This window comes from Paraburkholderia hayleyella (assembly GCF_009455685.1).
Lineage (GTDB): Bacteria > Pseudomonadota > Gammaproteobacteria > Burkholderiales > Burkholderiaceae > Paraburkholderia > Paraburkholderia hayleyella.
Map to the genome: position 1 here is coordinate 357,560 of NZ_QPES01000002.1, position 15,464 is coordinate 373,023.

Consider the following 15,464-nt stretch of genomic DNA (forward strand, 5'->3'; position numbering starts at 1 on the left):
AACACCAATGACTCCCTATGATTCGACTGTAACGATCAAGGAAGATACTCAAAAGTATGTCCGGTTGCCCGATGGAGGTATGGGCTATCTGGAAGAAAAAATCCGCTCGGCGCTGTGGTGGCCTGATATCGGCTTGCGGGTGCGGAAAAGCGATGGGCTGGTGGGTGTCAGCCTGCTCAAGCAAATAGCGATGAGCGCCGCAATCCGGTGGGATGAAAAAGACAGGGATTACTATTTTCGCTACAAGGCGGAAGTATCGTTCGACATGCGACCGTTCATTTTCGCAGATGAACCGCCCATGCCGTTTCTGAGCACATCGAATGGCACCGATGAGGTGGGGCGACGTCATACCCTGAACCCGTTTCCCCTGAAAGGTGCGGCAAAGGGAACGATCAAGGGTTATGTGCGCCGCCCCGATGTCATCATTGTCACGGATGAGGGCAACCGTTGGCCGGGGCGTGGGAGCGTCGATCATGATGGACGAAAGCAGACGCCGAACCTGCAGCGGCTGGTCGAGGTCAAGTTTCCGCGCGATGACTGGGGGGAGAACCAGGAAAGGGATTACCTTACGGTTGCGGGCGGCAATAGTCACATGACCGTGCTGAACGTAGAAGGAGGCGATCAGCGTTCGAAGGAACTGGTCAAAGCGGCTGTTACCGCAGCGTTTCTCGGCTGGCTCGCGGGCAGAACCCGTGTGCGGGCGCGTATCCGCTCAAGAAAGCCGGTTCAGCAGCCGGCATGGTTCGAAGCCTGGAGCGCACTGGAAGCTGGGGTTGATTCGGCTGGAAACCAGGTCGCTGCACTGTGGGATACCACCAGGCAGGGGGTACGCCAGCTCTCCGATGAAACCCAGGCGTGGCTGCACGAGAGCGCGGGCTGGTTGTTTGAGAAGGGTCGATGGGTTGCGGACATGTCGGGTCAGACGTGGCATTACGTTGATGAGAAGAGCCACACGCTCTGGCGTTACACGACGATGGAACTCGTGCAGGGCTGGCAGCAGATCCGCAGGCAGACTGATCTCACGGCAGCGCAGCTCAAACAGATCGACTGGGGACATGTCCTGATTACTGCCGTCAAGGGCGTAGCGACCGTTGTGCTGCTGATTGCTGGGGTGGTGGTTGTCGTTGTGCTGGCCCAGACGCTGATCGCTATTCTGGCGGCGCTGGTGGCAATTGCGACAACGGCAGGCGGGACCGTACTGATTGCCGCACTCGCCTAGCCCGTGGTTCCTGGATTTAACGACTTTCACTCGGATTGAATGATGAGTTCCAATGCGCCATCAAAACCGGTGCTAACACCGGAAGAAGCCCTGAAGCGCTACCGTGAAGAACTGTGTTTGCATGACAAACAGGGGCGGCTCGTGGTGCTGCCTGGCGTGATCGGCACGGTGTTTTTCCGGGGCGGTTCGACGCTGGAAGTCCGCCAGGGCATCCTCGCCTGCTTTGACCGCTTCGCGGAACTCTTTGGCGAATACCTCAAGGGCGGCAGGGGGCCGGAGGGAACGGGTAACTTTGGTCGCAGGATGCGTCCGGGGTCGAGGCGATCCGCCGCGCCATTGTCGAGACGCCGCCATACGAAGCTGTGGAGGCGGTGCGGTCCAGTGAGGCCGATCCGGATGCAGCCGCCGCTTACCAGATCAAGACGCTCACCAGTAGGGCATTGGCGCAAGACTACCGATTGCCGGGCACCAGCCTCGTAGGCAAGCAGGGAACGGATCATGGCGTGTCTTACCTGAAATTCTGGATGCCGATGGATTTTGTTGGCACGCAGGAAGGCGTCCAACAGTACGAAGCCTTCCTGCGCTTCGTCTGCAGCCAGCTTCCGGTGTGTGGCGGCTATGGCGGTCTGTCGCCCATCCTGCCGTACAACTTCCATCCTTACCTGTCGCAGGAATGGATCATGGCGCAGCGGTTCAGGGGGTTTGAAATTGACAGCTACGCTTTCGTGCAGGGTGAAGAATATAAAACGATGTCGTATGAGGAAGATTCGGAAGGACGGAAAACGGCTGTCTACGGCGATCTTCGTCCGGGTGCGAAAGTGAAACGCTATGGCTTTATCAAGGGCGTGAACTGGTACACGCTGATTGGCGACCTGTTCGTAGAGCGCCTCGGCGGCGAGGCAAAGGTGCGTGCCGAACTTGCGCGCCCGGATATCAACATCGAGCGGATCGGGCAGTGCCTGCTCATTCGGGCGGGCGATTTCCCTTGGCTTGGTACGCCGGAAGAGGGGTGGTCCGCGCCTTACCTCGTCGTCAACAGTATGCTTCGCGTGCTGCGCAATCCCGATCCCCAGGGATTGCAGACCCACGTTCCAGGTGCGCCTCATGCCGACAGTGACGGCGCGCGGCGATGGGAAGGTCGTTTTGATTACCGGGATGCGCCCCCGCTTCCCCGCACGCCTGTGATCGTCCCCGCGAAAACCCGTTGAGGAAAATCATATGGATTTCATCCGGCTCGGCGACACGACCGACCACGGCGGCAAGGTGGTTAGCGCATCCGAAACAGCGGACTATGACGGCATTTCGCTCGCCCGCAAGGGTGACCTGATCGAATGCCCGCTGCATCCCGGGGTGCAGCCGAACATCATCATCGAGGGTGACGACGAGACGGATGATGAGGGCCGTCCGCTCGCCCGTCATGGTCATCGCGGCACGTGCGGCTGTCGCCTCATATCGAGCGTTGAAGAATGAAGTGACGCTTTCACAGGATCGAAAGCGCCAACGAACCGCTTGAGACATCGGAGTTTCGCCAGGCGTTCGAGATTGCGACGACGGGGCTGGACCGGGAGGTGCTCAGATTCGCGGTAGATTCCTGCACATGGCAAAGGCCGGTGGCAGAGGCCCGACCGATCACACTGCATCCATCCGGAAACAGGCGCTCGTTTCATCTGGATGCCGTCACGCTGGACTTGCTGGAATGCGCCTGCGAATGGGCCGGTCTTTTTGCCTGGCGGGAAACCCTGGGGCAGTTCACAGGCCAGGGCTTTTTATATTTTCAAGAGGCCACTAACAACGCGCTGACGCCCGACGGGCCTCAATGTCGCCCAAATTTGAATGTATGCTCTATGAATTATGCGGACGTATTGAACGCAAATGTCACTTAAGGAGCAGTGAAAGACCCATATGCCAGTCAATTCATTTAAGCACCGACATAAGACTTGGCCCCTCAGGTTGTAATTCATCAGGTCCTCAATGTCCATGACTACCATGACCGTCATTTGCGAAAGTTTTTTGCCGGGCTCCGTTCGTCTTTTGAGGACTAGCGCTTGACGCGCGCCGTGTCTTCTCCCTCGGCGAGACGATTTCGCCTGCGTGCAGGGACCTTTCAGCGCTTTTGGTGCGCGCGAGCGCTGGCGTCGATCGCCTTCCAGATGTTGACCGTTGCCATGGGCTGGCAAGTTTATGCGCTGACGCATGATGTCTTCGTGCTGGGTCTCATGGGGTTGTCGCAGTTTCTGCCGATGTTTTTGCTGACCCTGGTCGTGGGTCATGTCGCCGACCGTTATAACCGCAAACGTATTGCTCTGGCCTGTCTGCTGCTCGAAGCGGCGCTCGCACTGGTTTTTCTGCTGAGTTCGCTGGGCGGTTGGCTTACCGTTCCCATGATCTTCGTCCTGGCCGTGCTGCTCGGGGCCACACGTGCATTCGAAGCGCCTTGTCTGACCGCCTTGCTGCCAAGTGTGGTGCGGCGTGAAAAACTGGCTCGCGCCACCACCCTGGCAAGTTCGGCCAAACAGGCATCGCAGATTCTCGGGCCTGCGCTCGGCGGTTTGCTGTATGCGAGAGGAGCTAGCCTGGTGTATTTCATCAGCGTATTGGCCTTCGTTTGCGCAGCCGTGCTGATTCAGTCACTCCGGGTGCGATCTGTGCCGGTAAAACCTTTGCCTGTCACGCTCGCCGCAGTATTTTCCGGTGTCGCGTTTATCTGGAGCGAACCCGACATGCTCGGGGCGCTGTCCCTCGATTTGCTCGCCGTGCTATTTGGCGGCGCCACTGCGCTGTTGCCCATTTTTGCCAGCGACGTATTGCGCACCGGTCCGCTTGGGCTTGGGGTGCTACGATCCGCACCCGCCGTCGGTGCGCTGCTGGGCTCGCTTTGGATGAGCTGGTTTCCGTTACGCAAGCGGGCCGGCGCGGCAATGTTTGCGGGTGTCATCGCGTTCGGCGCGGCGACTATCGTGTTTGCCCTCTCCCATCGTTTTGTGCTGTCACTGGGCGCGCTCACCCTGCTGGGCGCGGCGGATGTGATCAGTGTTGTTGTCCGGATGACTCTGGTGCAATTACGCACCCCCGACGAGATGCTGGGCCGTGTCAGCGCCATTAATTCGCTCTTTGTCGGTACCTCGAACCAGTTGGGAGAATTCGAATCGGGGCTTACCGCGGGATGGTGGGGCGCACGGACTGCCGTGCTCGCAGGTGGCGTGGCGACAATCGCCGTGGCCTTGTTGTGGATGCGAATTTTTCCGGAACTGGCCCGCGTGCCGCCGCTGGAGAAACAAAGAGCGGATGCTGCTGAGCTGCAGAAGGCTTAGCCATGCGTGTGCTGCGTGCACTTTTCATAAAAAAAGCAGCTGAATTCAAGCTGCTTTTTAAAATCTGGCGTGTGATGCGCGTCAGTCAGTTGCGCAAGTTTGCTTTGTAAAAGCGGACATATCCACTGCGCAACGTCAGGCATTGCGCCCGCGTCTCGGATAACAAACGCCGTGCAGCGGCTTCAATACGGGGACGGTGCTGATCGAATGCTCCCAGCATATCTTCGGCGCGGGGCGATGCTGCACCAAAATGGTCCTCCAGTGCTTCAGCCGTAATCGCACACTTGACCCGCTCACCGTTCACCATGGCCGCAAACGCCAGCGTCAGCTCTCGTCCTGAATATTCAGGCGATTCGTTGGGGAAAATGATTTGCATGGCGTTTTTCCTGGGTTGGGCTGCGGGCAAGGCAACGAGTAACGGGAGCGCGCCAACCTGTTTTTTGCCCCGGTTGCCCAGAACAAACTCGGGTCAAACCCGAAGCCGGAACGAAAGATATCCGCCGCATGCATGAACCAGACCCATCAACGACGCGGCTGATTTTATCCACTCTAGACGACTTTACGCCAGCCGCAAGCTTTCCTTTGTCGCATGACGCAGGGCAACCGGCGGCGGCTGGCCCGGCCCCTTCAAAGCATGCGTTTGAGCGTGCGATCCTTGAGCACGAAGTGGTGCACGAGTGCCGCTAGCGCATGCAGCCCGATGATCCAGTAGAACGCGTTGCCGAGCCAGACATGGGCGCTTTTAAGCATGGGAGCGGCGATGGCATCTGGACCAATCAGGCTGAACTCGATATTGAGCCATGCGAGGTCCACCGGATATCCGGCGGCATTCGACATCAACATACCCAGTAAGGGCTGAACGAAAATAAATACATAAAGGGCAAGATGGGCTAGCCGGGCAAGAAACGCGAGCAAGGGATTGCTTTCGATTTCGGCAGGGGGAGCCTGCCATAAACGCCACAGGAGACGGCAGAGCGCCAGCCCCAGAACCAGCGTGCCGGCCCAGAAATGGATGTCACTCCAGAAAGCACGGCTGTCGCTACCTTTGGGGCCGCGTATTTCGATGGCCAGATAAGCCAGTGCCACCAGTACGACGATTAGCCAGTGAAAGAAGATAGCAGGCTTGGAATAACGTTCGGAAGAGGAGGAATGGACCGACATGGGGAAATCCTGTTGTTGTGTTTATCGTGAGTGTGTTGCGGGTATTTAATGCGAGGTGTTTGCCATTTGCCATTTGCCATGACCCGTGTGGCGTTTTGTTTTATTCGGCACCGAGGTAAAAGAAGCGGAATAAAAACACGGCGGCAATTACCCAGACCACCAGTTTGACTTTGCGGGCTTGCCCTGTCAGCAGCTTGAGCCCGGCATACGAAATAAAACCAAAAGCCACGCCATTGGCAATCGAATAAGTAAAAGGCATTAACACCGCCGTCAGCATTGCAGGCACGACCTCCGTGGCGTCTTCCCAGGGCAGCTCGACCATTTCGCGCAACATCAGGCACGAAACGTAAAGCAGTGCAGGCGCGGTCGCGTAGGCTGGAACCACGCCTGCCAGCGGCGCAAAAAAGAGTGCGGCTAAAAACAGGACCGCGACCGTGATGGCCGTCACCCCTGTGCGTCCGCCTGCCTGCACGCCAGAAGCGCTTTCGACAAAGGCTGTCGTGGAGGAGGTGCCCAGTACTGAACCTGCCAGGATCGCTGTGCTATCCGCGAGCAAGGCCCGGTTCAAACGATGCATTTTGCCTTTGACCAGCAGCCCGGCACGATTGGCCACGCCCATCAGGGTGCCCGTCGCGTCGAACAGCTCGACCAAAAAAAATACCAGAATTACATTCAGCACGCCAGCGGACAGCGCACCGCGAATATCAAGCTGGAAGAGCGTGGCGTCAATGGCGGGCGGCGCCGAGACAATGCCATGAAACTGGTTGCCGCCGAAGAAAAAACTGAGCACGGTCACCGCCAGGATGCCGAGCAGAATCGCGCCGCGCACGCGTAGAAAATCAAGGGTGACGATGATGAAGAAGCCGATGACGGCCAGCACGACATGAGGCTCATGCAGGTTGCCGAGCGTCACCAGCGTGGCTGGGTTGCCCACCACCACGCCCGCTGATTTCAGCGAAATAATCGCCAGAAAGAGCCCGATGCCGCCGGTAATCGCAATGCGCAGCGAAGGCGGAATGCCGTTGACAATCACCTCGCGGATGCGAAAAAGCGTCACGACAAAAAACAGGCAACCCGAAATAAAAACCGCACCTAGCGCCGCTTGCCAGGTGAAGCCCATGCCCTTGACCACGGTATAGGCGAAGTAAGCATTCAAGCCCATGCCCGGCGCTAGCGCGATCGGGTAGTTGGCATACAGGCCCATGATCAGCGAGGCAATCGCCGCGACGAGACAGGTAGCGACGAATACCGCATCTTTCGGCATGCCCGCATCGCCCAGGATCGCGGGATTGACAACGATGATGTAAGCCATCGTGAGAAACGTGGTGAGCCCTGCGAGTATTTCTGTGCGCAGGTTCGTTCCTGCTTCGTCAAAGCCGAAGTAACGCTTTACGAAATCCATAAACGTCAAGTCTCTCGTCGTGGTGAGGGAATTAAGTATCGGGAGAGAAATTTGTCACGCGCGGATTGTAATCAGAATTGGCTGAAAAAAAATTTCTCACACAGAGTAGTCGTAAAAAATCAACAATTAACCAACAATTGCGGTGCCGATATGACGCATGACCATGGCTTGTATTGTTTTCGCCCCTTCAACCTCACGGGTATTCCATCGCCTTGCACCAAGCCGCCTCGGCAACATAGCGCTCTAAACTTATAACCGGGTTCTTGAACCGGCGCGCTCAACTTGACGGGCAGCGGTCACGGGCGAGGTCACCCTGCCAGCGGCCCAAAGGCGAGAAATAGTCCACCGTTTCGGACGAACTTAGGATGCCTCTCATTTACAGAGGAATCGTTAATCATGAAAATTGGCGCGCCCTTAAAACGCTTATCTGCTGGCTCTGCTGGCGACATTCACCGGGCCGTTGACGCTAGCGTTGAGCATGGCACCTGACCACGGCGCGACTCACTGTATGGAGCTTCAAATAACATGAGAAAAGAACAGCAAGCTTTACCCGTCACCAGTCTGGGACGGCGTGATTTTTTGGCAAAAAGTTCGATATGGTCAGCCGGTACGCTGGCATTGCCGCTCGCGGGATGCGGCAGCAGTATCGCGCAGGAATTGCAGGATGCCACGTATACGATCGATACCTCGTTTCAGTCGCCCAATCAGGATTCGCGCGTGCGTGATCTGGTGCTGCATTACACCGCCGGGCCGCTGGCAAAGTCGCTCGCCACGCTAACCGATCCACAAAGGCAGGTGAGCTCGCACTACCTTGTCCCGGATGGGATTAGTGACGGCGGGCGTTTCCGTGTGCTTGCGCTGGTACCGGAAGCGCGCCGCGCGTGGCATGCCGGTGTCAGTTATTGGCAAGGCGACCGGATGCTCAATGCGGGCTCGATCGGCATCGAAATCGTCAACGTGGGTTATCCGAAAGAGGACGAAAACTTACCGCTCATGAAGCGCCGCTGGTATCCCTATACGCCCGCACAAATTGCCGTGGTCGGCAAGCTCGCGGCCGATGTCATCGCGCGCCACGAAATCCTGCCGCAAAAAGTTGTTGGGCATTCCGACGTGGCGCCGGGGCGCAAGGTCGATCCGGGCCCGCTGTTTCCGTGGCAACAGTTATATGAGAAGTACGGTATCGGCGCCTGGCCCGAAGCAGAAGCAACCGGTTTTTATAGTAGCCGCCGGCCGTTCAACGGCGACATCGCGTCACTCCAGGAAAAACTGCTGGCGTATGGTTATGACTCGCCCCAGACGGGCGTACTCGATCTGCAAACAACCAACGTTGTGTCAGCGTTCCAGATGCATTTTCGTCAGGCGCGATACGACGGCGTTCCCGATGTCGAAACCGTGGCGATTCTCGATGCCTTGCTGGAAAAATATATGCATCGTGACCGCTCACAGTCCAGTCCAGCCACACTTCGGCAAGTGGAGCCAAGGGAGCCAGGGGAGCACACCAACGAAAAAGGCGATGGCCTATAACTGAAAACACAGTGTCATCGGGCTTAAGGCCAGGCCAGGTCTTGGCAAAGGTACGCAATACCGCCTCAGCGCCGATGCGCTGTTATTTCCTGTCGCGGACGGGCTTCTGGTTTTTTCCATTTGCTTGAACGGTAATTTAAATTTTGCTTTATGCCCGGGACAAACAGCGCGTGCGACGGCTCCCGAGCGTCTACAATCGGAGCCCGGCTAATCGCACAGGAGCGGGTAGATGCAAGATCCAGAAGCACTCGGCGGCCTAAGCAATGCAGGTGGCGCCGATCACGTGGCCAGCGCGTCCAGCGACGCCTTCATCGCGCCCGAAAACCAGAATGTCGCCAGCGCCAAGCAGTATGTGCTGAAATCGGACGACACCTTTATCGTCAACGATCCCCTCGGAGATATCACCGGCAAGGATGACGGCCTGTTTGTCAATGACACCCGGGTGCTGTCGCAGTTGCGTCTGACGTTTGGCGGGCGGGCGCCGTCGTTGTTATCGGGCAGCGTCAGCAGCGATAACACCGCTTTCACCGCGCACCTGACCAACCGCCCGCTGCCGCCCCTCGGCGGCACGAGTACGCCCGAAGGCGTGATCCACGTGCAGCGGGTCAGGGTGCTGTCAGGCTCGGTCCTCAACGAGGCCATCGAGCTGACCAATTACGGCACCAACGATGCCATCGTTCCACTGTCTATTTCATTCGCCAGCGATTTCCGCGACATGTTCGAAGTACGCGGTCTGACGCGGACCCAGCGCGGCGAGATCGAGCCGCCGCGCGTTGAAGACGGTGAAGTGCGGCTAGGCTATATCGGGCTCGATCAGGTCGCGCGGCGCGTGCGCATCGCGTTCTCGCCGGCCCCTCAACAATTGCTCGCCGATCGTGCCGATTATTCGGTGCAGCTTCCGGCGCAGACCTGCGTCTCGATTTATCTGGCGGTCGCGGTACGGCTCGAAGCGCCTGATTCCGCCGCCACGGCAACGCCCAGCACAGCCCCCGATGCCGCTGTGCGCTCAGGCCACTGGTCGCAGATCGGCGCGGCGCGGCCTCGAGTCGGACGCGCCGCAGTGCGCGCCGGGCTGGTCGAGGCGCATTTGATGATGCGCGGCCGGCGTCGTGGCACCGCGCGCGTGCGCTCCAGCAATCCGCTGTTTAACGCGTGGATCGACCGTTCCTTCGCGGATCTCGATTTGCTCACCACCGATCTGGCGAGCGGCCCGTATCCCTACGCCGGAATTCCGTGGTTTTCCACGCCGTTTGGCCGCGATGCGGTGATTACCTCGCTGCAGACGTTGTGGTTGCAGCCCGCGCTGGCGCGCGGCGTCTTGCGTTTTCTGGCGCAGCATCAGGCGCTGGAGGACTCCGCCTTTCGGGATGCGGCGGTGGGCAAGATCATGCACGAGATGCGCAAAAGCGAGATGGCCGCTACCGGCGAAGTGCCGTTTGCGCTGTATTACGGCGGTGTCGATACGACTCCGCTGTTTATCGTGCTGGCCGGCGCCTATGCCGCACGCACCGGCGATCTCGACCTGATCGACGAGCTTTGGCCGGCTCTCAAGCTGGCCACGCAGTGGGTGGCGGGCGTCTGTGACAGGAACCGCTTTGGCTTGCTCGACTATCAGCGTGCCTCGGATGGCGGGCTTGCCAACCAGGGCTGGAAAGACAGCCACGATTCGGTATTCCATGCCGATGGCCGCTTTCCAGATGGTCCGATTGCCCTCGTCGAAGTGCAGGCCTATGCCAGTGCCGCATTCGATACGATGGCGCATTTTTCCACGCTGCGCGGTGACAGCAGCAACGCGCAGCAATATGCCCAGAGGGCGCAAACGATTCGCGCCTGTGTCGAAGAAAAATACTGGATGGAGGATGCCGGGTTCTACGGCATCGCGCTCGATGGCCATGGCGAGTTGTGCCGGGTGCTGGCATCGAACGCAGGCCATCTGCTGGCGTTTGGCCTGCCCGAGCGCAAACGCGGTGAAGCGGTGGTGCATGTGCTGGGCTCAGCGCTGTTTCATACCGGTTGGGGCGTGCGCACGCTGGCCGCAGGCCAGTCGCGTTTTAATCCGATGGCCTACCACAACGGCTCGGTCTGGCCGCACGACAACGCGCTGTGTGCGCGTGGGCTAGCGGCTTATGGCGGCAAAGCCGCGGCGGTGCGGCTGTTACAGGCGCTGTTTCAGGCCGCAGTCAATTTCGATATGCGGCTGCCCGAACTCTTTTGCGGTTTTCCACGCCGCCGGGGCGAGCCTCCGACCGCTTATCCGGTGGCCTGTCTGCCCCAGGCATGGGCGGCTGGCTCGCCGTTCATGATGCTTGAAGCATGCCTTGGCATGACGGTCGATGCGGCCAAGCGTGAGGTGCTGATCGAGCAGCCGATGCTGCCGGACGGAATCGACTGGCTTGCCATCGACGATTTGCGTGTCGGCGAGGCATCGGTGTCGATCACGTTCCGGCGCGTGGATGGCAAGGTGGTGGCATCGGCGGAAAAAGGCGAAGTGCGCGTCGTGGCGCTGTTATAGCCATGAGCAAAGTGGGCTCGGGCTCGGGGCGCCGGGCCTGCTTCGCCCTGGCGGTAACAAAAGAACGGTTAGCTTTTTATACAGACAGCCTGGCGCAGCGTACTTTCATGAACGGGTAGTCAACCTGATTCATGTCCTATGTCCTGATCTTTTTCTCTTTAACGGCTCAATGGCCCTAGCCTGTCCGCGAACCGGCGCGCGGCTTCCAGGCCAAAACGGCTGGGCCGTAACTTCACCTCGCGTTCGTACACGACATCGAACCCCATGCGCCACGCCGCAATCCGCTTGCCATAGCAGATCAGCGTATCGAGCGACTGCATGACGAAGACTATCGTTGGCAGTACCTGTTGATATAACGCTTCAGCTTGTTTCTCATCGCCGCGCATGAACGCCTGATAGATACGCTGTTGCCAGTCGAAGCAATCAGGCGCGACGATCATGCCCGCGCAGCCCGCGCGCAGGTTATCAAGCAGCTCCATGCCGCCACGGCCGTTCAGGACGGGCATCCGCTGTCCGATGCGCGCGATGGTGTCCGCGAGCACGATGGATGGGCCTTCTCCTTTAAGCAGGCGAAAGTTCGGGCATTGTGCGGCAAGCGCTTCAAGGCGCTCGGGCGACAGGCCCACGCCGAGATAGTCGGGCGCGTTCTGGATGCCCACGGGCACCTCGAGCCCCTCCATGACCGCGGCAAAAAAATCGAAATAAAAGGTTTCAGGCAAGGGTGCATCGCCGGCCCGAAGAGGAGGTGGCTGCAGGATCAGCCATTGCGCCCCGTGCGCCACCGCGAAATGAGCCAGATCGCGCTGGGCCTCGACCGAGGCGCCGTTGACCGTGACAGTCAGCGGCAAAGCCCCTGCGCTGTCTTCCATGGCCCACAGGATCACCTGCTCGCGTTCGGCGCGGGACAGTTTGCTGACCTCCGTGGCCAGACCCAATACGGCGATCCCAGGCGCGCCAGCGAGGATCGCGGCATGGACCTGACGGCGCATCGCCGCACGCTGGAGGCGATTGTCCTGGTCGAAGAAGGCGTAAAGGATAGGGTAAATGCCCGCGATGCGGAGGGCGGGCGAGGGTGCAGTGGAGGAGTTCATGACGTCGAATAGCGATAGGGATGAATTAAACCGGGTGCGCTTAATCCACTTGGGCGCGCGGGTGTCTGCCCTGTTCTGGACCGTTTGCCGCAGGACGCAACGTTTTTTGTTCCGAGGCGCGGATGAGCGCCTGAAGCACAAACGTCATGACGGCGCCAAAGGCCATGCAGGCGGAGAGAAAAAGCATCGGCGCGATGCTGCTGCCGGTGCGCTCTTGAATCAGGGGGACGGCGTTTTGGGCGATGAAGCCGCCCAGGTTGCCAATCGAATTGATGGCGGCGATGCCTGCTGCCGCATTGGCGCCCGTCAGAAAGCGTCCCGGCAGCGACCACAGCACGGGCTGTCCGGCAAAGATGCCCGCTGCCGCGAAGCACAGGCAAGCAAAACGCAACGCATTGCCGGGCACGAAGACGCTTAGCAGCAGAAACAGTGCCCCCAGTAGCGCGGGCACGACGATGTGCCAGGTCTGTTCGTTGTGGCTCACGGAGTGGCGTGGCACCCACCACAACGCGACCCCAACCAGCAGCCACGGAATGACATTCAGCAAGCCGTTCACGGTATTGCTCACGCCGAAGCCTTTGACCACCGTGGGCAGCCAGTAACTCAGGCCGTAAGCCGCCAGCGGAAAGAACAGGAAATAAAACGCCATAAGCAGCACGCGCCGATCCAGCAGGACGGCAAACGGGTTCGTGTGAATGCCCGGCGCAATGCGTGCGGCTTCGGCGCGTAACGTGGCGAGCAGCCAGTCTTTTTCACGCGGGGTGAGAAATTTCGCCGCGTGCGGCGTTTCGGGCAAGATCTTCCAGACCACCGCGCTCATCAGCACGGCGGCCATGCCCGTGACCAGAAACACCCATTGCCAGCCTCGCAGGCCAAGCAGGCCGTCGAAATCGAGCAGGACGCCGCTCACAGGGGCCGTAATCGCATTGGCGACTGCGCTGCCCATCATGAAATAGCCAATCAGCTTTGCGCGCTGGCGCGCTGGGAACCAGAGCGTCAAGTAATACAGCACACCGGGATAGAACCCCGCTTCACAGGCCCCAAGCAGAAAACGCAGGAGGTAAAACATCGTGGTGCTGCGGGTAAAGGCGAGCGCCACGGTCACCATGCCCCACGACAGCATGATTCGGGCAAACCAGCGACGCGCGCCGACTTTATCGAGCACGATATTGCTGGGTATCTCGAACAACAGGTAGCCGATGAAAAACAGCGAGGCGCCGAAACCATAGGCCGCTTCACTCACCCCCAGATCCGCCACCATTTGCAGCTTGGCAAAGCCGATATTCTGGCGGTCGATATAGGCGATGAGATAAAGCAGGCCAAGCAAGGGCATGAGCGCACGCGCCGTTCGGGCGATGACGCGTTCACGCTCAGCGGGGGAGAGTGGCTCGTGCATGGTGGCGTCCCTCGTTCTCTCTGGCGGCCTGGTTTTGACTGGCTTGTTGTGCTGGCTGGCGCGATGCCTGGGGCTGGCCCGATTCATTCCCGCATCAATGTGAATCGCGCGGCACAGCTGCGCCGCTTGCGCCGACCAGAAACGTCAGATCAGCGCCCAGGTTGGCCTGTTGCACGGTATCGACGTACAGCTTGTACCAGCCCCGTTCGGGCGCGGGTGGCGCTTGCCAGGCGGCTCGCCGGCGAGCCAGTTCGTCATCGGTGACGTCCAGATGCAAGCGGCGCCGGGCGACATCCAGCTCGATCATGTCGCCATCGCGCACCAGCGCCAGTGGCCCGCCCGCCGCGGCTTCCGGCGCCACGTGTAGCACCACTGTGCCGTAAGCCGTGCCACTCATGCGGCCATCGGAAATGCGGACCATGTCGGTCATGCCCTGTTTCAGCACTTTCGCGGGCAACGGCATATTGCCGACCTCGGCAAAACCCGGGTAGCCCTTCGGACCCGCTCCTTTGAGCACCATCACGCAACTTGCGTCGATCTCGAGGCTGTCGTCGTTAATGCGCGCGTGCAGGTCTTCGACACTGTCGAAGACCACGGCCCGGCCACGATGCTGCAAGAGGGCCGGGGTCGCCGCCGAGGGTTTGATTACCGCTCCGTCGGGCGCCAGATTGCCCCTCAGCACAGCGATGCCCGCACGAGGCTTAAAGGGCGTGGCGAACGGGAAAATCATCTTGCGCTCGAAGCAGGCCGCCTGGCTAACGTTGTCCCACAAGGTGTGTCCGTTGACGCTCAGCGCTTCCCGGTGCAACAGGCCCGCTTCGCCTAGTTCGCGCAGCACGGCAGGCAGGCCGCCCGCGTAGTAAAAATCCTCCATCAGAAATTCGCCGGAAGGCTGCACGTTCACGAGACAGGGCACATCGGAGCCGCGTTCCCAGTCTTCCAGCTTCAGCGCAACGCCGATGCGGCCCGCCAGCGCCAGCAGATGCACCACCGCATTGGTCGAGCCGCCAATCGCCGCATTCGTGCGGATCGCGTTGTCGAAGGCCTGACGCGTCAGAATCCGGTCCATCGTCAAATCTTCCCGGACCATCTCGACAATGCGGCGCCCGGCTAAATGCGCCAGCACCTGACGGCGCGCATCGACGGCTGGGATGGCCGCGTTGTGCGGCAGCCCCATGCCCAGCGCCTCGACCATGCAGGCCATGGTCGAGGCCGTGCCCATGGTCATGCAATGACCGCGCGAGCGATTCATGCAGGCTTCCGCTTCGATGAACTGCTCCAGGGTGAGGGTGCCCGCGCGCACCTGTTCGGACATTTGCCACACGCCCGTGCCGGAGCCGAGGGTTTGGCCACGGTAGCGGCCGTTCAGCATCGGGCCACCCGAGAGCGCCAGTGTGGGCAGGTTGCACGACGCCGCGCCCATCAGGAGTGCGGGGGTGGTCTTGTCGCAACCGCACAGCAGAATCACGCCATCAAGCGGATTGCCGCGAATGGATTCCTCGACATCCATCGAAACCAGATTGCGAAACAGCATGGCGGTAGGCCGCAAATTGGATTCGCCTAACGACATCACGGGAAACTCCAGCGGAAATCCTCCCGCTTCGTAGACTCCTTTTTTGACGTACTCGGCGAGTTCGCGGAAATGCGCGTTGCAGGGCGTGAGTTCCGACCAGGTATTGCAGATGCCAATCACGGGCCTGCCGTCGAACAGATGCTGCGGCAAACCCTGATTTTTCATCCATGAACGGTGGATAAAACCGTCCTTGTCGGCCCGGCCAAACCAGGCTTGACTGCGCAGGGGTTTCTTGACGATGGGGTCCATGATGAGGGGTAGGTGTAATAGGGAAG

General features: G+C 59.8%; 11 protein-coding genes and 1 pseudogene. 6 read left to right on the plus strand and 6 right to left on the minus strand.

Annotation, left to right across the window (positions count from 1 at the left end):
• The first annotated feature begins 7 nt into the window (after positions 1 to 7).
• From GH657_RS15975 to GH657_RS15990, 4 genes and pseudogenes are all read left to right on the plus strand, one after another.
• Entirely contained in the window at positions 8 to 1,219 is a 1,212-nt protein-coding gene (locus GH657_RS15975) for a VRR-NUC domain-containing protein (RefSeq protein ID WP_174770003.1), read from the plus strand.
• Positions 1,220 to 1,530: 311 nt separating this feature from the next.
• Positions 1,531 to 2,427 (plus strand): annotated as a pseudogene (locus tag GH657_RS15980) (type VI immunity family protein); the annotation flags it as partial.
• 10 nt (positions 2,428 to 2,437) lie between these two features.
• Positions 2,438 to 2,689, plus strand: a complete 252-nt coding sequence (locus tag GH657_RS15985; protein ID WP_153102023.1) for a PAAR domain-containing protein — start codon at positions 2,438 to 2,440, stop codon at positions 2,687 to 2,689.
• A 575-nt stretch (positions 2,690 to 3,264) separates the two neighbouring features.
• Entirely contained in the window at positions 3,265 to 4,530 is a 1,266-nt protein-coding gene (locus GH657_RS15990) for an MFS transporter (RefSeq protein ID WP_153102024.1), read from the plus strand.
• An 85-nt stretch (positions 4,531 to 4,615) separates the two neighbouring features.
• On the opposite strand, the gene GH657_RS15995 is transcribed toward GH657_RS15990, so the two are convergent.
• From GH657_RS15995 to GH657_RS16005, 3 genes are all read right to left on the minus strand, one after another.
• Positions 4,616 to 4,906 (minus strand): DUF1488 family protein, encoded by a 291-nt coding sequence (locus GH657_RS15995; RefSeq protein WP_153102025.1) that lies wholly within the window; start codon positions 4,904 to 4,906, stop codon positions 4,616 to 4,618.
• A 251-nt stretch (positions 4,907 to 5,157) separates the two neighbouring features.
• A complete protein-coding gene (locus tag GH657_RS16000; protein WP_153102026.1) occupies positions 5,158 to 5,691 on the minus strand; it encodes a cytochrome b in 534 nt (177 codons plus the stop codon).
• A gap of 100 nt (positions 5,692 to 5,791) precedes the next feature.
• On the minus strand, positions 5,792 to 7,093 hold the full coding sequence (locus tag GH657_RS16005) for an NCS2 family permease (RefSeq protein WP_153102027.1): 1,302 nt from the start codon (positions 7,091 to 7,093) through the stop codon (positions 5,792 to 5,794).
• 525 nt (positions 7,094 to 7,618) lie between these two features.
• Between GH657_RS16005 and GH657_RS16010 the strand changes: the two genes are divergently transcribed.
• Both GH657_RS16010 and GH657_RS16015 read left to right on the plus strand, forming a co-directional pair.
• Positions 7,619 to 8,617, plus strand: a complete 999-nt coding sequence (locus GH657_RS16010) for an N-acetylmuramoyl-L-alanine amidase (protein WP_153102028.1) — start codon at positions 7,619 to 7,621, stop codon at positions 8,615 to 8,617.
• 229 nt (positions 8,618 to 8,846) lie between these two features.
• On the plus strand, positions 8,847 to 11,129 hold the full coding sequence (locus tag GH657_RS16015; RefSeq protein WP_153102029.1) for an amylo-alpha-1,6-glucosidase: 2,283 nt from the start codon (positions 8,847 to 8,849) through the stop codon (positions 11,127 to 11,129).
• A 158-nt stretch (positions 11,130 to 11,287) separates the two neighbouring features.
• On the opposite strand, the gene GH657_RS16020 is transcribed toward GH657_RS16015, so the two are convergent.
• The 3 genes from GH657_RS16020 to GH657_RS16030 form a co-directional block, all read right to left on the minus strand.
• Complete coding sequence (locus GH657_RS16020; RefSeq protein WP_174770004.1) at positions 11,288 to 12,220, minus strand: dihydrodipicolinate synthase family protein; 933 nt, start codon at positions 12,218 to 12,220, stop codon at positions 11,288 to 11,290.
• Positions 12,221 to 12,260: 40 nt separating this feature from the next.
• Positions 12,261 to 13,616, minus strand: coding sequence for an MFS transporter (locus tag GH657_RS16025; RefSeq protein WP_153102030.1), 1,356 nt, complete (start codon positions 13,614 to 13,616; stop codon positions 12,261 to 12,263).
• Between the two features lie 94 nt (positions 13,617 to 13,710).
• Positions 13,711 to 15,438 carry an IlvD/Edd family dehydratase gene (locus GH657_RS16030; RefSeq protein WP_153102031.1) on the minus strand — a complete coding sequence of 576 codons (1,728 nt, stop codon included), beginning with the start codon at positions 15,436 to 15,438 and terminating at the stop codon, positions 13,711 to 13,713.
• Positions 15,439 to 15,464: the final 26 nt, after the last annotated feature.